A 19,238-nucleotide genomic window follows, 5' to 3' on the forward strand; every position below is an offset into this window, starting at 1 on the left:
GCCACTCGGGAGGTAGAACAAAGGGGATCCGGGCAGAGCAGCAGGGTCGCGGCTCAGTAGGCTCCGCCGGTGACGACACCGAACCGATTCCATATGTCCTTCGACGGCCGTTCCCACCGCGTAGTGGTGGACAGTCAGGACGTGACCGAGCACGTTACGGCTGTCGATGTCCACGCTGACGTACATGATGTACCGCGCGTCGTATTGCACTTGCGCCCAACTGGGACATGGCCGGCCGAACTGGACTTCCTTGCCCGGGTTGAGATCGGTACGCCGCCCGAGCCCGGGCTTACTGCCGCTGCTTTCCTGGAGGCGCTGGATCCGCTGGAGGTGGAGCGCGAGGCTCTTGCGCGTATGGATCTGGAGAACGTGCCGGGTGGGGGTACGGCTGCGGTACTGCGGCAGTTGGCGGAGTGGGCGCGTGGCGCTTGATCTGTCGGGGGTGCGGCGGGTCGTGGAGAGGCTGCTCGATGACCGGCTGGAGCTGTGGCGGGACGTGGATGGGGTCTCTGGAGACGTCCTTGACGAGGGGACGGGAGAACTGAAGCTCGGCGGCTCAGTGCCTGTCCTTCTGTGGGCGGGCGTGGGTGCGATCGTGCGTCCCGGATCACTCGGAGTCGTGCCGCACTTGGACTCGCTCGCAGCAGCAGGGCCCTCATCCACTGCCTACCAGGCTCTGCTACCCCTGACCGCGCCGTCGGCAGCGGTCGACGACGTGTTGGTCGTTTCTCGCACGGCGCGCGACCCGCAACTCACCGGGCGCCGATTCCGAGTCGTCGATGTCGGCCTCGGGACGTACACCGTGGTACGCGTGATGCGCCTTGAGCTGCTGGCAGATTGACGCGGTGTCAGCAGACGCCGTTCTGGGACCGAATCGGGACGTGGAAGAAGTGAACTTAATCTTGGGAGTTGGGCAAAAATGTCCTCATGACGGGGTGGCAGAAGGTCCTTTGGTGGGCGTTGTCGGCAGTCGGCGCCGTGGCGGCGGTCGTGCTGATGGTGTGGGTGTTGACTGCGGACTTGGAGCAGTCGAGTCAGGTCGCCGGGATTGTCGGCTCTGTGGCTGGGATCGCCGCGGTGGGGGTGGGGCTGTGGCAGGTCACCATGTCGGCGGGGAGCGCATCGTCTGGGGAGCCGGTGACGGCTGAGGCCGGTTCGAACGCGGCGCGCGGGAACATTCGCAACGCCCAGGCGCGGGACACGGCACCGGGTACGGGCACTTCACCGGCAGGCGGTTCGGGGATCCGGGCCAGCGGCGGGTCGAACGCGGCGGGTGGGGACATCGACGGATCGACGGCGCGGCACGGTCAGTGATGAGTAGACGCAAGAAGCGGCCCGACGAAGACGTCACGGCCGAACCGGAAATGGCGCCCGGAGTGTCAGCCTCTTCGGGTTCCAATGCCGCGGGGCGAGATGTGGTGAACTCCGTGGCGGTGCATGCCGAACAGGCGCTACCCCCGGAGGCGTACGGTCCCATTCCGGACGATGCCGCGGATGACGGGGTGTCGAATATCCCCATCACCGAGCTCTTTGTCGGCCGGGACACAGCACTCGATCAACTGGACGCGGCCCTCGCCACCCCGGGAGGGGTGGTGTTGCGGGCGGTGAGCGGCCTGGGCGGAGTGGGCAAGTCCACGCTCGCCGCCCACTGGGTCGACCACCGCGCCACGGCTCGGCTGCGGTGGTGGATCACCGCCGACAGCGTGACCGCCGTCGACACGGGCCTCGCCGAACTCGCCCGCGCGCTACAGCCAGGACTGGCCGGGTTGCCCGTCGAACTGCAGAAAGAGCGGGCGGTGGCATGGCTCGCCGGGCACGGCGACTGGCTGCTGGTACTGGACAACGTCGACCATCCCGACCACATCGGCCCGCTTCTGGACCGGGTCCGTGATCGTGGCCGCATCCTGGTCACCACACGCCGGGCGACGGGCTGGCACAGGCTCACGACCACCCTGCGCCTGGACGTGTTCGACCCGGCGGAGTCGGTCGAGCTGTTCACCCGCATCCTCACCCACGACGGGCCCCGGGAGACTGACGGCGCCCGCGAGGTGTGCGAGGAGCTCGGGCACCTCGCACTCGCCGTCGAGCAGGCCGCCGCGTTCTGCCACGAGAGCGGCACCACTCCCCGCGCCTACCTGGACATGCTGCGCCAGGGGCCGGCCGAGACCTACGCTCTTGGTCCCGCCCACGCGGACTCCGAACGGACAGTCGCACGGATCTGGCGCATCACTCTCGACCGCCTCGCCGACATGCCTCTCGCGGGCCAGGTGCTGCGGATACTGGCCTGGTACGCCCCTGACCACATCCCTCGCACTCTGCTCGACGGCCTCGCGTCGCCGCCCGCCCTCGCGGCCGCGATCGGCCGGCTGGCCGCATACAGCATGATCACCAAGAGTCCCGACGGCACCCTCTCGGTCCACCGCCTCGTTCAGGCTCTCGCTCGCACACCCCAGGATGACGACCCTCACCGCCAGGAAAGCGACATCACACACGCTTGCCAGGAGGCCACCGGCCGTTTGAGGAACGCGTTCCCCACCGACGTCGTATCGCCCGAGCGTTGGCCCCAATGTCAGGCGTTGCTGCCTCACGCCGATGCCCTGGCCGAGCGCAGCAATCCCGAACACGACGTCCTCGACCTGTCGTACTTGCTGGACAGGGTCGCAACCTTCCGACAGGACCAGGGCGCGATAGCGGGCGCCATCACGTATTTCCTCCGAGCCCTCGCCATCGCCCAGCGTGTGCTGGGGGAGGACCACCCCAACACGCTGGCCTCGCGGAACAATCTGGCGGGCGCGTACCGGTCGGCGGGTGACCTCACGCGCGCTGTCCCCCTGCTCGAGCAGACCCTGGCCGACAGCATCCGGGTGCTCGGCGAGGACCACCCCAACACGCTGACCTCGCGGAACAATCTGGCGGGCGCGTATGAATCAGCGGGTGACCTCACGCGCGCTGTCCCCCTATATGAGCAGACCCTGGCCGACCGCGTCCGGGTGCTCGGCGAGGACCACCCCGACACGCTGATCTCGCGGGACAATCTGGCGGGCGCGTATGAGTCGGCGGGTGACCTCACGCGCGCTGTCCCCCTGTTCGAGCAGACCCTGGCCGACCGCGTCCGGGTGCTCGGCGAGGACCACCCCAACACGCTGACTTCGCGGGACAATCTGGCGGGCGCGTACCGGTCGGCGGGTGACCTCACGCGCGCTGTCCCCCTGCTCGAGCAGACCCTGGCCGACCGCGTCCGGGTGCTCGGCGAGGACCACCCCGACACGCTGACCTCGCGGAACAATCTGGCAGGCGCGTATGAGTCGGCGGGTGACCTCACGCGCGCTGTCCCCCTGCTCGAGCAGACCCTGGCCGACAGCATCCGGGTGCTCGGCGAGGACCACCCCGACACGCTGATCTCGCGGAACAATCTGGCGGGCGCGTATGAGTCGGCGGGTGACCTCACGCGCGCTATCCCCCTATATGAGCAGACCCTGGCCGACCGCGTCCGGGTGCTCGGCGAGGACCACCCCAGGACGCTGACCTCGCGGAACAATCTGGCGGGCGCGTATGAGTCGGCGGGTGACCTCACGCGCGCTGTCCCCCTATATGAGCAGACCCTGGCCGACTGCGTCCGGGTGCTCGGCGAGGACCACCCCAACACGCTGATCTCGCGGAACAATCTGGCGGGCGTGTATGAGTCGGCGGGTGACCTCACGCGCGCTGTCCCCCTGCTCGAGCAGACCCTGGCCGACTGCGAACGCGTCCTCGGACGAAAACACCCTCTGACGAGAACGGTGTGGAGCAATCTGGAAGCCGCAGGCGGCGTGTGATGGCGACTGTCCAGTAGTCTCCGCCATGCCTAGCCCCAACCCACACCCCAAGTCCCACCCAGAGGCCCCCACCTTCCGCGACCCAATCGCGCTGGCCAGCGCTCTGGCCGGGCTCGGCCCGGCTGCCCGGGCGCGTACCAGGGCGATCACCCGGCACCACGCCATGCTGCTGCGCGTCCGGATCCAGAAGAACGCCTCCGGGCGGCCAGGTCCGAACGTCATCACTGGGCAGTACCGGGCGTCGTGGGATGTGAAGGTGACCGTGGCCGCAGGGCGCGTGAGCGCTGTGATCTTCACGGACGCTCCACAGTCGCGGCGGCTGGAGTACGGATTCGTCGGCGTCGATCGCTTGGGGCGTCAGTATCGGCAGCCGCCCTACCCGCACATCGAGCCTGCGTTCCGGCAGACCGAGCCCGGGTTCCTGGAGGCCCTGCGCACGAGGGTGCTGCCGCGATGAGTCCGCCGAGGCTGCCGTTGACTCGGGCGCTCCTCGGCATGCTCGCTGTCGGTACCGGGCGGCCGTGCGGGCTCGCGGTGCTGCCGCGCGCCGCGGACGGGAAGCCCGCGGCCTTCCCGTACCTGATCCTTGACAGTCTGCCCGGCGAGTTCTCCGGGCCATCGTTCGCCGACTGGCAGGCCGACGCGGCGTGGACATACCAGGCGGCCAGCGTCGGCGAGCGGGCCGATCAAGTGCAGTGGCTCGGCGACCGCGTCCGTGCGGCGCTCTTCGAGCGCACCGACGGCGGATGGCGCACGGACATCACGGCTCCCGGACTGCGCGTCATCGACCGGGAGTTGACGTACGACGCCGAGGGGGAACCGGTTGACGGTTCGCAGGGAAGTATCGTTACCTACGTGCAGCGGTTCACGATCACCGTGACACCGGCTGTCTGAACCACCTTTTCTCACCGCGGAGCCACGCGGACGCCCGGCCGACGAGCCCGGCGCAACCCCTGTTTTTGGGAGTGGCCCGTGACTCAGCAGCGCTTTATGCGGCGCGGTATCACCAAGATCCTGTGGTTGAAGAGCATCGCCTCCGACGATCTGATTCCGACTCGTACGGAGATCTCGGCCCCGAACGCCACTGAGCTGACCGAGGCGATCAGCGACGTCGACGGGTGGTCGCTGACGAACGAAGCGATCGAGACGCCGGACATGGCGTCGACGTTCACCTCCTCCATCCCCGGCAACGACAAGGCCGACAACTCCTCGATCACCTTTTACGAAGACCGGTTCAGCGACGCGATGGAGACGCTGCTGCCCAAGGGCGCGGTCGGGTATGTGGTGTTCCTGCGTAAGGGCGACATCCCCGGGTCGAAGTCGATGGACAGTTTCCCCGTCCAGGTTGCCTCCCGCACCGCGCAGTACAACGCGGGGAACGAGGCCGCGAAGTTCCAGGGTGTCTTTACGATCACATCGCCGCCTGCTCTCGACGCTCCCGTCCCGCCAGCCGCGGCTGAGACGGCCGCCGCCACAAACACCGCCACCAGCAAGAAGGCTCTCTGATGGCCGCCGCGAAGAGTCAGGAGACGACGGCCTGGGAGCAGAAGATGGAGCGGCTGCGTCGTCGCTCACTGCCAGAGCGCGTTCTGCAGATCTGTGACGACGCAGCGCGGCGGACAGAGTACGACGAGGCGAAGCGAGCCGCCGACCGTTCGCGGTTGTTGGCCGAGAGCGACACGGGCAGCGCCGTTTTCGCGGAGCGTGCGGCGCTCGCCGTCCAGCGGTACGAGGCGGCGGCTGAGGCCCTGCGTGCGGCGTCGGTCTATCTCACCTTCCGGGCGCTGCCCCGCCCGGTCATCGAGGAGCTCCTTCATGCGCATCCGCCGACCGATCAACAGGCCGCTGACGGGGCGGCGTTCAACCCCGATACCTTCCCGGCGGCCTTGATTGCCGCCTCCAGTACCGACGGCATGAGCGAGGCCGAGGCCCGTGAACTGCTGGACGCGTGGTCGGCGCCGGACGCGAATGCCCTGTGGGAAGCGGCCTGGGAGGTGCAGCAAGAGGCACGTACTGACCGGGCCGACCTGGGAAAAGGCTGACGGCCGACCCACGGCTGCGGACGGAGCTGGAGCTGTGCGCACAGTACGGCATTCCGCACTCGCAGTTCCTCGGAGGGGACGGCCGCTGGAGCGAGCTGGACCGGGCCAAGGCCCTGGCCTGGCGGCAGTGGGAGCGCACCCTGTGCCCGGACTGTCGTACCCGCGCCGAGGAGTGGGACCCGGTCAAGGGCGGCCACCCGCACGCGTACGTCACCGACACCATGCGCTGCCCCGGCTGCGAGTTGATCGCCCAGGAGCGCGACCAGGTGCCTGAAGGGCGGGCGGGATACGGCATCAAGATCACGCTGTTGCCGCGGCAGGCATACGAGGCGCTGCACCGCGACGACCCGACGAGCGGGCGGTGAGTCGACCGGATGGCAACGTACAACCTCACCGTCCAACTGACGGCACAGGCCAACAGCCTTATCTCCGGCCTGCGTTCGGCCGCTGATGCCGCCACCGACCTCGGCCGCCGCACCCGCGACCTCGACCGCCGCCTCGCCGCACTCGACGCCTCCAGCCGAAGCACCTCCCGGCAGATCGACCTCCTCGGCGCCCGAGCTCAAGCAACCGCCTCCCGACTCGGCACCCTCGCCACCCGTGGCGGCCAAACCGGCAACTACCTCCGCCGCGCGGGCAACGACGTCGGCGTGCTGGAACGCTCCCTCCGGGGCGCCGGACAGCAGGCCACCGCCCTCACCAACCTCCTCGCCGGTGGCGCCCTCGTCCTCGGCACCGGCCAGCTCGTCGAGGAGGGCAACCGTTACCAGCGGCAGATGAACATCTTCCAGGCGGTCACCGGAGCCACAGCCGGGCAGATGCAGCGCGCCGCCTGGATGGCCAACCAACTCGGCAACGACCTCACCCTCCCGACCACCACCGCGGCCGACGCCGCCGAAGCGATGGTGGAGCTGGCGAAGGCGGGCTTCCGCACCGACCAGGCCATCAGCGCCACCCGCGCCTCCCTCCAGCTCGCCTCCGCCGCCGGGGTCAACGCGGCCGACTCCGCCCGCTACTTGGGCGACATCATGGACCAGTTCGGCCTCGGCGCCGACCAGGCCGCCCGCGCCTCCGACATCCTCGCCGCCACCGCGAACAACGCCTCCGGCGGCATCATCGACATCTACTACGCGATGCGGTACGCCGGTCCGGTCGCCGCCGGCCTCGGCGTGAGCATGGAGGACGCGGCGAGCGCGGTCGGCATGCTCGGTAAGGCGGGCATCCTCGGGCAGACGGCCGGTACCGCGCTGCGCGGCATGATGGCCAACCTCGCCGCGCCCACCAAGGAGATGCGCGACGGCCTGCACGCCCTCGGCATCGAGGCGTGGGACGCGCAGGGCCGGTTCAAGGGCCTGCGGTACGTCATCGCCGAACTCTCCCGCGCCCAGCACGAGATGTCCCAGCAGGACTTCACCGCCGCGGTGAAGAAGTCGATGGGCAAGCCCGCCATGTCGGGAGCCATCGCCCTCGCCCACCAGGGCACCGAATCCTTCGACGCGCTCAGTCAGGCCGTACGCGAATCCGGCGCCGCCGCGCAGATCACCGCCGCTCGCGGGCAGGGCCTCGCAGGCGCGATGACGCTGCTGCAGAAGCAGACCCGGCAGACCGGGCTCGCGCTGTACGACGCGATGGCGCCGGGGCTGGAGTACGTCACCCGGCTCATGACGCGCGGGCTGTCCGGCGCGACGCCGTACCTCGTCGCGGCGATCGAGTACGGGCGCGACCTAGCGACCCTCTATGGACCGGAACTCAAGGCCAACGCCCGCAGCGGCCTCGGCGAACTGATCGACGAGGCCGAACAACTCCTCGGCCCCCTCCAGGCGCTCGGCGAGCACGGCCTGGCCGCCGGCCTGAACCTCCTCATCAACACCGCCCGCGCGCTCGGCGAGGTCCTCGGCAACGCCGCCGAAGGCGCCGCGCCGGTCGCCTCTGCACTCGGCCTGCTCGGCGACGAGTCCAGCGGAGTCAGCAACAGCCTCGACATCCTCGTCACGACCGCCAACCTGGCCATGTCCGCGGTCGCCGGGCTGTCCGCCGTACTCGTCCCGGTCGGTGAGGTGGTCGGCACGCTGGTCCGCGCATTCGGCGCACTGCCAGCCCCCGTCCAGACGGCGATCGCCGCCATGTTCCTCGCCCGGCGCCTCACCCCGGTACTGGGCGGCCTCGCCTCAACGGTCAGCGGGCGACTCACCGGCGCATGGCGAGGCTTCGGCGCCCAGATGCAGGTGCAGCAGAACCTCGCCGCACGAGCCGGGACGTCGCTGACGCGGTACGCCGCGGCGTTCGCGGTCGTGGAGTCCCGCATCCCCGTCGTGGGGCAGATGGCGGCCGCATTCCGCAGCGCCCAAGGACCCACGACGGGTTTCACCGGCACCCTCAACGGCGTGACCCGCGCGGCAGGAGCCGGGCTGCTGAGCGCGGGCCGGGGCCTGGTGGCGTTCATGGGCGGTCCGTGGGGTGCCGCCATGGTCGGCGCCACCGTCGTCCTCGGACTCCTCGCCTCGCAGCAGGAAAAGGCGGCACGGACTGCCGCCGAGCACCAACAGCGCATCAGCTCACTGACCGACGCACTGCGGGAGTCCAACGGCGTCATCGACGAGACCGTGCGCCGCCAGGCGGCCGAGAACGTCCAGACCACGAAGCTCGCCGGAAACTACGGCACCCTCATGGACGTCCTCGGCAAGCTCGGTTACTCCCTCTCGGACGTCACCGACTCCTACCTCGGGCAAGGCGAGAGCATCGACGACCTGGCCGGCAAGATGCGAGCACTGGCCGACCAGGAGAAGGACGCCTTCAACCGCTCCAGCCGGGGTGACAAGGATCGTGAGGCGATCCTCGAACGGGCCGGAGCGTACGCGTCGGCGGCCAAAGCGCTCGAGGACATGTCGGGAGACGCCGCCACCGCGACCCGTAATGCGAAGGACCTCGAACAGGCTCAGAAAGGCAGCGGGTCGGGAGCCAGCGCGTACGACCGGCTGAAGACAGCGGTTGGCGAACTCGCGGACACCACCGCCGACGCCGACACCCGCACCCGTGCCCTGAAGGACGCCCTCGACCTGCTCTCCGGCGGCAGCATCTCCCTCCAGGCCGCTGAGGCCCGCGTCAACAGCGCGATCCTCGACGTGAACGAGGCTCTGGACCATGGCATCGACAAGGCCAACGGCTTCGCCAAGGCCCTGCTGAACAACAACGGCACGCTGAACACCACCACCCGCAACGGCCAGCAGCTCTACCAGTCCCTCACCTCCCTGAGCGACGCAGCCGCCGACGCGTCCGTATCGGCGTACGCCCTCGCCCAGCAGAACGGGAAATCGCTGCCCGAGTCCCTGGCCGCCGCCCGCACCCAGATGGACAAGGCACGCACGGCCGCCGTCCGGGCTGCCCAGGGTTACGGGCTCACGCGCGAGCAGGCCGAGGCGGTGGCCGACAGTCTCGGGCTGATGCCGTCGAAGGTCTCGCTGCTGCTGGAGACCGAGGGTATGGACTCCACGCTGGCCGATCTCCTCGCGGTGCAGGCCGAGTTCGACCGGCTGCCGAAGGCGACCACGATCCGTGTGGACTCGCTCAGCGAGGACGCCCAGAAGAAGCTGAAGGACCTCGGCTTCACGGTGAAGACCGTCCCCGGCACCCGCGAAATCAAGATCACGGCTCCGACGAAGGGCGCCCGCGGCGCGCTCAAAGCGCTGATCGACGAGCTCGGCGAAGTACCCGGCAGCAAGAACGTCTCGGTCGCCGCGAAGACCCAGGCCGCGATCAAGGACCTTGAGGAGGTCCAGAACCGAGTCCGGTCGACCAAGGGCAAGACCATCACCATGCGCGCCCCGACCGCGGAGGCTCGCAAGCAGCTCGAACAACTCGGCTTCAAGATCAAAAACACCAAGGGCAAGCGGGTCACCATCACCGTCCCCACCGGCACCCAAAAAGCCAACGTCGGTGCCCTGGACCAGGCAATCCGCAGCCTGCGCGACAGGTCGGTGACCATCACCACCCATCACGTGAACGTCTTCGAGACCATCCGCCGGGGACCCTCCACGACCGCAGACCTACTGCGCCAGCAGGCCGACCGGTTCAGCCGGCATGCCGACGGCGCTGTCGTCGACTATTTCGCCGCCGGCGGCGTGCGGCGCGAGAATCACGTCGCGCAGATCGCCCCTGCCGGCTCCTGGCGGATCTGGGGAGAGCCGGAGACGGGCGGCGAGGCGTACATCCCGCTCGCGCAGTCGAAGCGCGCCCGCTCGCGCCGGATCGCCGAGGAGACCGTACGACGCCTCGGTGGCGGCCCGATTGAGTGGTACGCCTCTGGTGGTCTCTCCGGTTGGTCGTACGAGGTGGAGTCGGGGCCCGAGCTGGGATCCGCCTCGTCGATCCGCTCGAGTTCCATGCGCACGGTCAAGCGGCGCGGCAAGGAGGTCGAGGTCTTCGACCTGCGTCTGTTCGAGAAGAACCTGCGCAAGTCAGCTTCCCAGGCAGCCCGTTGGCGCAGGGACCTGGCCACCGTCGCGCGCCGGGCCGGGCAGGACGTAGCCGACGCCCTGGAGGCCATGGGCGAGGACGGCGTGGAGCTGACCCGGAAGATGGCCACCGGGACGACGAAGTACGTCCGCGACATGGCCAAGCAGTTGGAGAAGCTGGCCGGCACCGCGAAGGCGTCGCTCGGCGACTTCACCCGCCAGCTCACCCAAGCGGTCAAGGACCAGTCGACGTTCGAGAAGAACCTAGCCCGGCTCGCTGCCCTCGGCTACGGCGACTTGGCGGCGATGCTCGCCGAGCAGGGAGACGAGGACGCCGAGGATCTCGCCAGCGCCGCGGTGAAGGACAAGAAGAAGGCGAAGAAGGCCAACGACGCGGCGAAAGCCGCCGGGAAGACCCTCGCGGACGAGGACCTCACCGACCTGCTCACCGTCATCACCGCGATCAAGTCGAGCACCACCGGCATCCACAAGGTCGCCGACACCACCGGCCTCGAGGAGGACCGGATCATCGAGGTCGGCAACCTCGGCCAGTCCCGCATCAAGTCCGCGCTCGGCTCCCGCGCTACGAAGTTCATCGAGGACCTGGCCAAGGCCAACAAGGGTCTGGCGTACGCGAGCGGCGGCATCTGGGAGCCCGGCATCTACTCCTCGCCCACCGCGCTGATCAAGTTCGCGGAGGCGAGCACGGGCGGGGAGGCGTTCATCCCGCTCGCCCCGACCAAGCGCGCGGCGGCGACGGCGGTGCTCGGCGACGTCGTGCAGCGTTTCGGCCTCCAACTCGCCTCAGCAGAGCCGACGTTCGCCCCGGTGCGCACGGTCGATGCCCGCCCGGCCGGATCGGTTCAGGTTGTCGTCGTACGGGAGCAGCAGCCCCTGATCGGCGCCATGCCCGTCACGGTCACCTCGGCTCAGGTCACTCCGCAGCAGATCGGCGCCGAGGTCATGCGGCGACTGCGTAACGCGCAGAGGGGAGGCCGGTTGTGATGGCGGAGCTCGGTGAGTGGCAGATCGAGATCGCCGGAGTGCTGATCGGTGCCGGGACTGATGTACCGGTGAGCGAGGTCGAGGGTCTCGGTATCCCCGAATTTCGTACACAGGATGTGGATAACCCGGCCGGAGACGGCGCGTTCCCCGGCATCGACCTCTACGCGGCCCGGACCATCCGCATCGAGGCAGGCATCCGCACCGCAGGCAACCCGGCCGCGGCCCTCGACGTCCTCGGCCGCCTCCAACGCGCCGCCGACGACCCGGCCGTACGGACAGACTCGAGCGCCCAGACCGTACTGCGCCTGCGCTGGCCCGGCCGCACAACTCGCCGCCTGTACGGTCGACTTCGCCGCGTGGAAGCCACCAGCACCGCGAAGACGCTACACGGCTGGATCCCGCTCGACCTCGAGTTCGCAGCCCTCGACCCGCGCTTCCACGCCGACGACGCCTCCGCGCTCACCCTCGCCCTGTCCGCCAACAGCCTGGGCGGCTTCCGCGCCCCACTGGTCGCCCCGCTGACGACGGGCGTGGCGATCCCCGACGAACGGCGCGGCTGGGTACGCAACGACGGCGACCTCCCGGCCTGGCCGTCGCTGCGCATCACCGGCCCGTGCGTCAACCCTCGCATCCGACATGTCGAGTCCGGCCGGGTGATCGAGCTGTCCGTCGCGTTGGCACGCGGCGAGTACGTCGAGATCGAGACCCGTCCCGGAACCCGCTGGGCGCTCCGGAACGGCACCGGCAACCTCGCCCCCGCCCTGTCACCAGCCTCCCGGCTGGACACCTTCACCATCCCGCCCGGCACCAGCGAGATCTGGTGGACCGCACGCGACTACACCAACGCCACCCGCCTGGCCGTGACTTGGCGCGCGGCGTACGCCGCCCTGTGATGCAAGGAGTTCGTACGTGACGCTGATCAACCCGCCGCTGCTCACCCACGGCGGAACGCACGCCGCCCGCGCCTTCCGCATGATGGTCCGCGACCTCGCGCGCGGCTCGCAGGGCGTGACCGAGGGCGACGATCTCAAGGTGAAGCAGCTGTCCACGCCCGGCGCCGGTGTACGGGTCGTGGACGGCTCCGCGGTGATCCGGGGTGCGACATGGGGGCAGGGCTCGTACACGCAGTACAACGTCGGCGACGCCACCGTGCCCATCGCGCCCACAGGTGCCGGCGCCCGCTCGGATCTGGTCTGCCTGCGCGTGGAGGACCCCGAATACGAAGGCACCCGCAACCCGGAAACCGCCGAGATCGGCTACTTCCACGTGGTCAGCAACGTATCGGCCACCACCACGACGGTGCCCTCCGGCATGACCGCCGTTCCGCTCGCCCGCCTCGACATCCCGGCCAACACGTCCGTCATCACGGACTCGATGATCAAGGACGTGCGGCAGATCGCGAACCCGCGCCGCGACCGCAAGCTGTACACCTCCTTCCCCGGCTCGCTGAGCACGCTGACGTACTCCGACAACAAATGGCACAAATGGCCGACCGCAGCGAAGTGGACGATCCCGGTGCCCACATGGGCGACCGGCGCCAAGCTGGTCACCACCTTCGCCGGACTGCGAATGACCCGCGCCGACGTGTACGCCCGCATGCAGAACGCCTTCGGCACCGTCCTGGGCCAGGACACCGTCATTGACGACGACCAGGGCAGCCAGACCCGCCGCAACACCATCGTCCTCGCCGACAACCTCACCATCCCCGCCGCAATGCGCGGCACCTCCCAGACCCTGTACGTGCAGACGTACATGTCGAAGATCGAGACCGGCGACCTCAGTGTCGACGGCTCCACCTCCCTGGTCGCGGACGTCGAGTTCACCGAAGGCGTGCGGTGAGGCCAAGCCGATGACCGCGTCGTACCGCTACCGCAGCTGGCACGCCCTGACCGGCGAACTGCTCGCCACCGACCTGCCGCTGTCACAGGTCGAGTTCGGGCTGGCCCTCAACGCGGCCGGCGACTTCTCCGGCCGCCTGGAGCCGCGCTTCGCCCACCTGCTCCCCGCCCAACTCGACCCCGGCAACACGCTGCTGACCGCCGAACGGGACGGCACGCTGCTGTGGGGCGGCATCGTCTGGCGAGCCGAGCCGGAAGGCGCCACCTACCCGATCGAGGCGGCAGGCTGGGGCAGCTACCTGCACCGCCGCCACGACATCCACGGCAATCTGGGCGGCCGCGGCCCGTACACGTACGCCGATCCCTGCCAGGTCATCCGCGACGTGTGGGCGTACGCGCAGTCCCAGCCCGACGGGAACCTCGGCGTGACGGTGGACGCCACCACCAGCAAGGCCAAGGCTGGCACACCGGCCGAGCCGTACAGCACCGACTGGTGGGAGGCCCCGGTCCTCGGCGAGGTCGTCGACGACATGACCGAGATCGACGGCGGCCCCGAGTGGACCGAGACCACCGACTGGACCGCCACGGGTCGGCCCGGCGGCCGTATCCGCCTCGGCTGGCCGCGTCTGGGTACCCGCCGCACCGACATCTCCTTCGCCTCCGGCACGAACGTCGCCGCCACCGTCCCGGTGACCTACGACGCCGACGCCTACGCCCAGGTCGTCATCGCCCTCGGCGCGGGTGAAGGCCGCGGTCGCCGCCGCGCCATCGACGCCATCCGCAACGGCCGTCTCCGCCTGGAACACGTCCTCGAAGCCCCCGCCGAGAAGGCCAACGACCGGCTCGCCGCCCGAGCCCGTACCGAACGCACCGCCCGCCAGATCCTCGGCGAGGTCACCGAGATCCAGGTCATCGACCACCCCGCGGCTCCGATCGGCAGCTGGCAGATCGGCGACGACGTCCGCGTGTCCCTGCACGACCAGTGGTCGGACTTCGACGGCTGGTGCCGCATCACCGGCTGGACGCTTCGCCCGCCCCAGGGCCAGGACCCGGAGCGCATCACGCTCACTCTCGCCCGCGCCGACCGCTTCACCTACGGGAGCTGACCGCGATGGCCAACGACTTGGCGCGGCTGGCCGCCCGCATCGCCGCCCTCGAGCGCCGCCTCACCCAGCAGACCCGAACCTCCCGGCTCGCGTACTCCTCCATCGAGGACGGAGCGGTCGAGGTGTACGACGCCGGCGGCTCGCTCCGCGCCATCATCGGCCAACAGTCGGACGGAACCACCGGTATTAACCCGGTTAACGGTCCGCCTCCGCCCGCCCCCTCCGCAGCCCAGGTGGAACCGGTCCTCAATGGCCTGCGCATCACCTGGGACGGCACCTTCGCCGACACGGACGCCGCTCCGCTGGACCTGTCCCGCATACAGGTCCACCTCCTGAAATCGCCGACGACCGAACCCGACATGATGTGGCCCGCCGCGACGATCGAAGCCGCGTCAGGCGCTTCGGTCACGATCGCCACGAACTACTACGGCGACCTCTGGGTCCGCCTGATCGCGGTGAACACCTCCGGTACGCCAAGCACCGTCTCGGCCGCAGTCCAGACGGCGGCCCGTCGAGCTGCCTCCGCCGACCTGGGCAACAGCGTCATCCAACAAGGCCATGTGGCCGTGGGCGCCATCACCACACCCCACCTGGCGGTCGGCTCGGTCACCCCGGAGCAGATCGCGGTGGGCCAGGGCACGAACCTGATCCCGGACCCGGGCTTCGAGGGCGCGGTGATCGCGGGCGCGGTCGCCGCGGCCGGAGCGCCCTGGTCCCTGGCCCGCGGCAACCGCACCGGAGTAGGGGTCCGCGTGGACTGCCTCGCGGACGAGGCAACGTACTTCACACTGCCGCTGGCCACTGTGCCCGTGCTGGCCGGCGCCCAGCTGTACCTCGCAGTCGACGTCCTGGTCTCCGACGACCTCGACGCCCAGGCCGTGAAGATCCTCGCCCGCTGGGAGAACGCGGCCGGAACGGTCTTCGGCTATGGCGTCGTGGAGAAGCCGAACCCGGCACCAGGCATGTGGCAGCGCATCACCGGCCAGGTGGCTGCCCCGCAGGGCACCACCCAGGCCGTACTCGCCTTGGAGGCATCCGCCGCCACGACCGGCTGGGCGGTCTTCGACAACGCCGAGGCCCACACCATCTTCGGCCGCGTGGTCGGCGGCGCCCGCGCCGAACTCGGCCCCGACGGCCTACGCCTGTACGACGAGACCGGCGAACCGGCCGTATCCCTGGTCACCGGCACCCCGCAGTACCTGACCCTGCGCAGCGGCGGCCAAGCGGTCGCGACCATCGACACCAACGGAAACGCCGGTTTCGCCGACCTCGCGGTCGCAGGCGAACTGACGGTCGGCGGCGACCCGGTAACGGCCCTGCTCGGCGCGCAGGCCCGCGGCCTGATCGCGATCGACTACCAAACAACCTCCGTCCGCACGACCGGCAGTGAGTACGGCTTCGTCGAGCTCGCCTTCGAAGCGGACACGACCCGCATGTACCGGATCATCTTCGACGCCATCGCCAACCCATCCGCCGCCGGAGGAGAACTACAGCTCCGCCTACGCGACGGAGGCCCCGAAGCCCCCACCATCACCTCCCCCCAACTCCAGCTGGCCACCCACCACTTGGCCATCGGCAACTCCAGCCGCGTACGCCTTGAACTCATCCGATCCGGCACCACACTCGGCGCGGGCCTGCACCGCCTCCTGATCACCTTCAAGAACGAGTACGGCCCCGACGGCCAGTACGTCGACCTGTACGGCGCCGCCAACAGCCCCGGCGTCCTGTACGTCGAGGACATCGGCGCCCACGTACCGGAAACCGGCGGCTACAACACCGGAGGCGACACCAGCGCCCCGCCCGCACGCACGTACACCAAGACGTACGCGGCGTCGTGGTCCGGCTCGTACGCGAACCGCTCCGGCTACAACGCGTACTACGGAAACAGTTGCCTGCAGGGCTACTACAGCTCCAACAACGGCATCCAGGCGAGCCTGATCGGCTTCCCCGCCCAACTCGCCACGGACCTCTCCGGAGCGACGATCCAGAAGGCGGAGATCTACCTCTACTTCGAGCACTGGTACTACGCAGCCGGCGGCACGGCCGTCATCCGCGCCCACTCACACGCCACCCGCCCCAAGAAGTTCTCCTGCGACACCGAGGCGAAGAGCATCAACTGGTCCCGCAACCAGGGCAAGTGGGTCGACATCACCTCGGTCTTCGACTCGACAAAGTGGCGAGGCATCGCCCTGGACCCCAACACCACCAGCCGCACGTACTACGGCCGCGCCCGCGGCGTGGGTCAGACGTACTCGCCCAAGCTCCGCGTCACGTACACCAAGTGACCGCCCAACGAAGGGAGAAGAGGTGCCCGCCCTCTACGGGGACCTGATCACGAACGGCAGCTTCACGGCCGGAACGACAGGCTGGTGGACCGGCGACCCGACGTATATCACCGTGACCGCACCCGGCACCGGCCTGGAGGCCACCGCCACCACAGACGCGACCAACCTCTGGGACGCCCTGCTCGGCCAGGACAACCTCCTCCTCAGACCCGGCTGCCGCTACACCCTGTCCTTCACGGCCCGAGCCAGCCAGCCCGGCACCACCCTCCGCGCCCAAGTCGGACTCGGCGCCGCTCCATGGACCCCGGCGCTCGACAAGACGCTGACACTCGGCACCGCGGACACCTGCTTCACGCTCCCCTTCACCTCGACCTTGGACACGGCAACGGGCCAACTCTCCTTCCAGTTCGGCCAGTCCACCGCAGTCACCGTCCACCTCACCGAGATCCGCCTGACCTGCTCGACCGCCGACGAGGGCTTCTACGTCGACCCGAACTCGAACGCGGCGAAGTGGCTCACCGCCAACCGGGACGACCCCCGCGCGAAGAAGATCGACCGCTCCCTGGTCCGCCGCCCAGGCGCCCGCTGGTTCGGCGACTGGAACAAGGACATCAAGACGGACCTCGACGCCTACGTCGGGGCCGCAGCCGCCAAGGGTCAACTCCCGATCATCACCCTCTACAACATTCACAACCGCGACAACGGCGGTCAGAGCTCCGGCGGAGCCCCTTCCCCGGAGGCATACCGAGCCTGGATCGACGCGGCCACGGCCGGCATCGCCGACCGCCCCGCCCTGGTCATCGTCGAACCGGACTCCCTCGCCCAACTCGGCAACCTCCCCACGGACACGGCCCGCACCGAACGCACCGCACTGATCGCGTACGCCGCCGAGGCCCTCGGCGCCCTCCCCGCGACCACGGTCTACCTGGACGGCGGCAACGCCACCTGGATCCGCCCCGCCGAGATGGCCACCCTCCTGCGGGACGCAGGAGTCGCCCACGTCCGCGGCTTCGCGGTGAACGTCGCGAACTTCGACGCAGTCGACGTCTGCTGCACCTACGCCACCCAGATCACCACCGAACTGGCCCGCCTCGGCCTCCCCGGAACCGGCTTCGTCGTGGACACCTCCCGCAACGGCAACGGCGCGATGAACGCAGAGGGCCAGCACGTCGATTGGTGCAACCCGGCTGGCCGCCGCCTGGGCGTCCCCAGTTCGATCGGAGTCGGCGGCGCCGATTACCTTCTCTGGATCAAGGTCCCGGGCGACTCGGACGGCTCATGCGGCATCGGCGAAGGCATCTCAGCGGGAACCTTCTCGCCGTATTTGGCGGAGCGTCTGATCGACGGCTGGTAGCCCGTAGCAGTGTCAAGGAAAAGTTGAACTTTCCTCAAGTTCTCCTCAGGGTTTTGATCATGCTCTTGTTGCGTGCATGACCTGCACCTACTGTCCAGGTACTTGATCGCCACGGGGGCGGTCCACCGGAAGGTGTTACATGGGCATCAGTTCACGGCGCGCTGCGACCGGCGCTGCCACAACTGCATTGCTTTTCTGCTTCGGGACTGCGGGTACTGCTGCCGCTGAGGAAGCGGCCGACGTCCCGGCCGTTTCTGCCGACCAGACAACGGAAATCAACGACAGACAGGGCTGGGAGGACGACACCGATCAGCCGGTTCACGAGGGGGTGAAGCCGCTCCGGTGTGACGGTCCGTCGACGTGGTACCTCATCACGTCGAAGAAGGCGTACCACATTCCGTCGTGGTGGAACGGCACCAAATTCAAGGACGGTCCGGGCGGAACGATGATGGTGTCCGTGACCAAGAGTGGCACCGTCAGCCTCGAAATCTCGGGCTCGATCGAGTGGGAGTCGAATGCGATCATTTCCAAGGCCAAGGCTACGGTCAGCACCAAAATCACTGGCAGCGTGACCGTCACCACTGGCCACAACTACACCCACGACATCAAAAGGAACAAGTACGGCCACCTGCAGTACGGTTCGTGGGGATACAAGCTGACGTGGAAGAAGTACCGGGCCAGCGGCAACGGCTGCGACGGCGTCGAAATCGGCAGGGGTAAGGCCACGCTTCCCACCTCCGAGACCGGCTGGAAGTACTGGGAAACCTCGACATGACCAATGTGAGCTCGCGGGCTTGGCTGGCCGGATGCGTCGCAGCGGCATCAGCGCTGCTGCTCACTTCGTGCAGTTCCGGCAGCGGGGATGACAACGCCGCCGACTCTTCTTCCTCGCCGACGCCGAGCGCCTCGCCAACGGCTCCGGGGGCGTTGGAGAAAAGGCTCACCAAACAGGCTCAGGCGGCTCTCTCCGACGTCCACAGCGGAACGATGGTCGAGGCCGGAGCGGAACGTGTGACCGACGGAATCCACACCGAGCCCACCCTGAGCAAGGGCAAGACCTACACGCTCAACCTGGTGTGCTTCGGCAGCGGAAGCGCGCAGTTGGCATTCACCCCGGCGAGCACCGGCACGGAGACCACCGTGCCCTGCGATCAGTCAGTGGTAAAGCAGCGGATCACCGCACAAAAGCCGATTCGCATCGACGTCGACGGCACCAAGGGATCGACCGGCGTAATCGCCTGGCAGATCGACGCAATCTGAGCCAGACCACAACTGAGCGCCCTCCAGCATGACCTCTGGAGGGCGCTCAGTCTGCGCATGCCCAATCCCAGAGCAGGCGTCT

General features: G+C 68.9%; 17 protein-coding genes. All 17 read left to right on the forward strand.

What is annotated here, in order from left to right; translation table 11 throughout:
* The first annotated feature begins 69 nt into the window (after positions 1–69).
* The 17 genes from IEZ21_RS37150 (at position 70) to IEZ21_RS48085 (ending at position 19,156) form a co-directional block, all read left to right on the forward strand.
* The gene (locus tag IEZ21_RS37150; protein WP_189326227.1) at positions 70–432 is read left to right on the forward strand and encodes a hypothetical protein; all 363 of its coding nucleotides are present in this window, start codon (positions 70–72) and stop codon (positions 430–432) included.
* On the forward strand, positions 422–841 hold the full coding sequence (locus tag IEZ21_RS37155; RefSeq protein ID WP_189326228.1) for a DUF6093 family protein: 420 nt from the start codon (positions 422–424) through the stop codon (positions 839–841). Before IEZ21_RS37150 ends, IEZ21_RS37155 begins: the two co-directional genes overlap by 11 nt.
* 86 nt (positions 842–927) lie before the next feature.
* Entirely contained in the window at positions 928–1,314 is a 387-nt protein-coding gene (locus IEZ21_RS37160; RefSeq protein WP_189326229.1) for a hypothetical protein, read from the forward strand.
* Positions 1,315–1,427: 113 nt separating this feature from the next.
* A complete protein-coding gene (locus IEZ21_RS37165) occupies positions 1,428–3,815 on the forward strand; it encodes a tetratricopeptide repeat protein (RefSeq protein WP_213089404.1) in 2,388 nt (795 codons plus the stop codon).
* Between the two features lie 25 nt (positions 3,816–3,840).
* Complete coding sequence (locus tag IEZ21_RS37170; protein WP_189326231.1) at positions 3,841–4,272, forward strand: HK97 gp10 family phage protein; 432 nt, start codon at positions 3,841–3,843, stop codon at positions 4,270–4,272.
* Positions 4,269–4,709, forward strand: a complete 441-nt coding sequence (locus tag IEZ21_RS37175; protein ID WP_189326232.1) for a hypothetical protein — start codon at positions 4,269–4,271, stop codon at positions 4,707–4,709. Before IEZ21_RS37170 ends, IEZ21_RS37175 begins: the two co-directional genes overlap by 4 nt.
* Positions 4,710–4,787: 78 nt before the next feature.
* Positions 4,788–5,321: a phage tail tube protein gene (locus IEZ21_RS37180; RefSeq protein WP_189326233.1), complete on the forward strand. Its 534-nt coding sequence runs from the start codon at positions 4,788–4,790 to the stop codon at positions 5,319–5,321.
* Positions 5,321–5,857 carry a hypothetical protein gene (locus IEZ21_RS37185; protein ID WP_189326234.1) on the forward strand — a complete coding sequence of 179 codons (537 nt, stop codon included), beginning with the start codon at positions 5,321–5,323 and terminating at the stop codon, positions 5,855–5,857. The genes IEZ21_RS37180 and IEZ21_RS37185 overlap by 1 nt, the downstream gene beginning before the upstream one ends.
* 221 nt (positions 5,858–6,078) lie before the next feature.
* Entirely contained in the window at positions 6,079–6,222 is a 144-nt protein-coding gene (locus tag IEZ21_RS48080; protein WP_246568528.1) for a hypothetical protein, read from the forward strand.
* A 9-nt stretch (positions 6,223–6,231) separates the two neighbouring features.
* Positions 6,232–11,313: a phage tail tape measure protein gene (locus IEZ21_RS37195; protein ID WP_189326235.1), complete on the forward strand. Its 5,082-nt coding sequence runs from the start codon at positions 6,232–6,234 to the stop codon at positions 11,311–11,313.
* Positions 11,313–12,206 carry a phage tail family protein gene (locus IEZ21_RS37200; RefSeq protein ID WP_189326236.1) on the forward strand — a complete coding sequence of 298 codons (894 nt, stop codon included), beginning with the start codon at positions 11,313–11,315 and terminating at the stop codon, positions 12,204–12,206. Before IEZ21_RS37195 ends, IEZ21_RS37200 begins: the two co-directional genes overlap by 1 nt.
* Positions 12,207–12,222: 16 nt before the next feature.
* Positions 12,223–13,152, forward strand: a complete 930-nt coding sequence (locus IEZ21_RS37205; protein WP_189326237.1) for a hypothetical protein — start codon at positions 12,223–12,225, stop codon at positions 13,150–13,152.
* 10 nt (positions 13,153–13,162) lie between these two features.
* Positions 13,163–14,257 (forward strand): hypothetical protein, encoded by a 1,095-nt coding sequence (locus IEZ21_RS37210; protein WP_189326238.1) that lies wholly within the window; start codon positions 13,163–13,165, stop codon positions 14,255–14,257.
* A gap of 5 nt (positions 14,258–14,262) precedes the next feature.
* Entirely contained in the window at positions 14,263–16,542 is a 2,280-nt protein-coding gene (locus IEZ21_RS37215; RefSeq protein ID WP_189326239.1) for a hypothetical protein, read from the forward strand.
* Positions 16,543–16,564: 22 nt separating this feature from the next.
* The gene (locus IEZ21_RS37220) at positions 16,565–17,896 is read left to right on the forward strand and encodes a glycoside hydrolase family 6 protein (protein WP_189326240.1); all 1,332 of its coding nucleotides are present in this window, start codon (positions 16,565–16,567) and stop codon (positions 17,894–17,896) included.
* Positions 17,897–18,035: 139 nt separating this feature from the next.
* Positions 18,036–18,671: a hypothetical protein gene (locus IEZ21_RS37225; RefSeq protein ID WP_246568530.1), complete on the forward strand. Its 636-nt coding sequence runs from the start codon at positions 18,036–18,038 to the stop codon at positions 18,669–18,671.
* Positions 18,668–19,156 (forward strand): DUF6023 family protein, encoded by a 489-nt coding sequence (locus tag IEZ21_RS48085; protein ID WP_246568532.1) that lies wholly within the window; start codon positions 18,668–18,670, stop codon positions 19,154–19,156. Before IEZ21_RS37225 ends, IEZ21_RS48085 begins: the two co-directional genes overlap by 4 nt.
* Positions 19,157–19,238 lie beyond the last annotated feature (82 nt).

The organism is Streptomyces flaveus (genome assembly GCF_014647675.1).
Lineage (GTDB): Bacteria > Actinomycetota > Actinomycetes > Streptomycetales > Streptomycetaceae > Streptomyces > Streptomyces flaveus.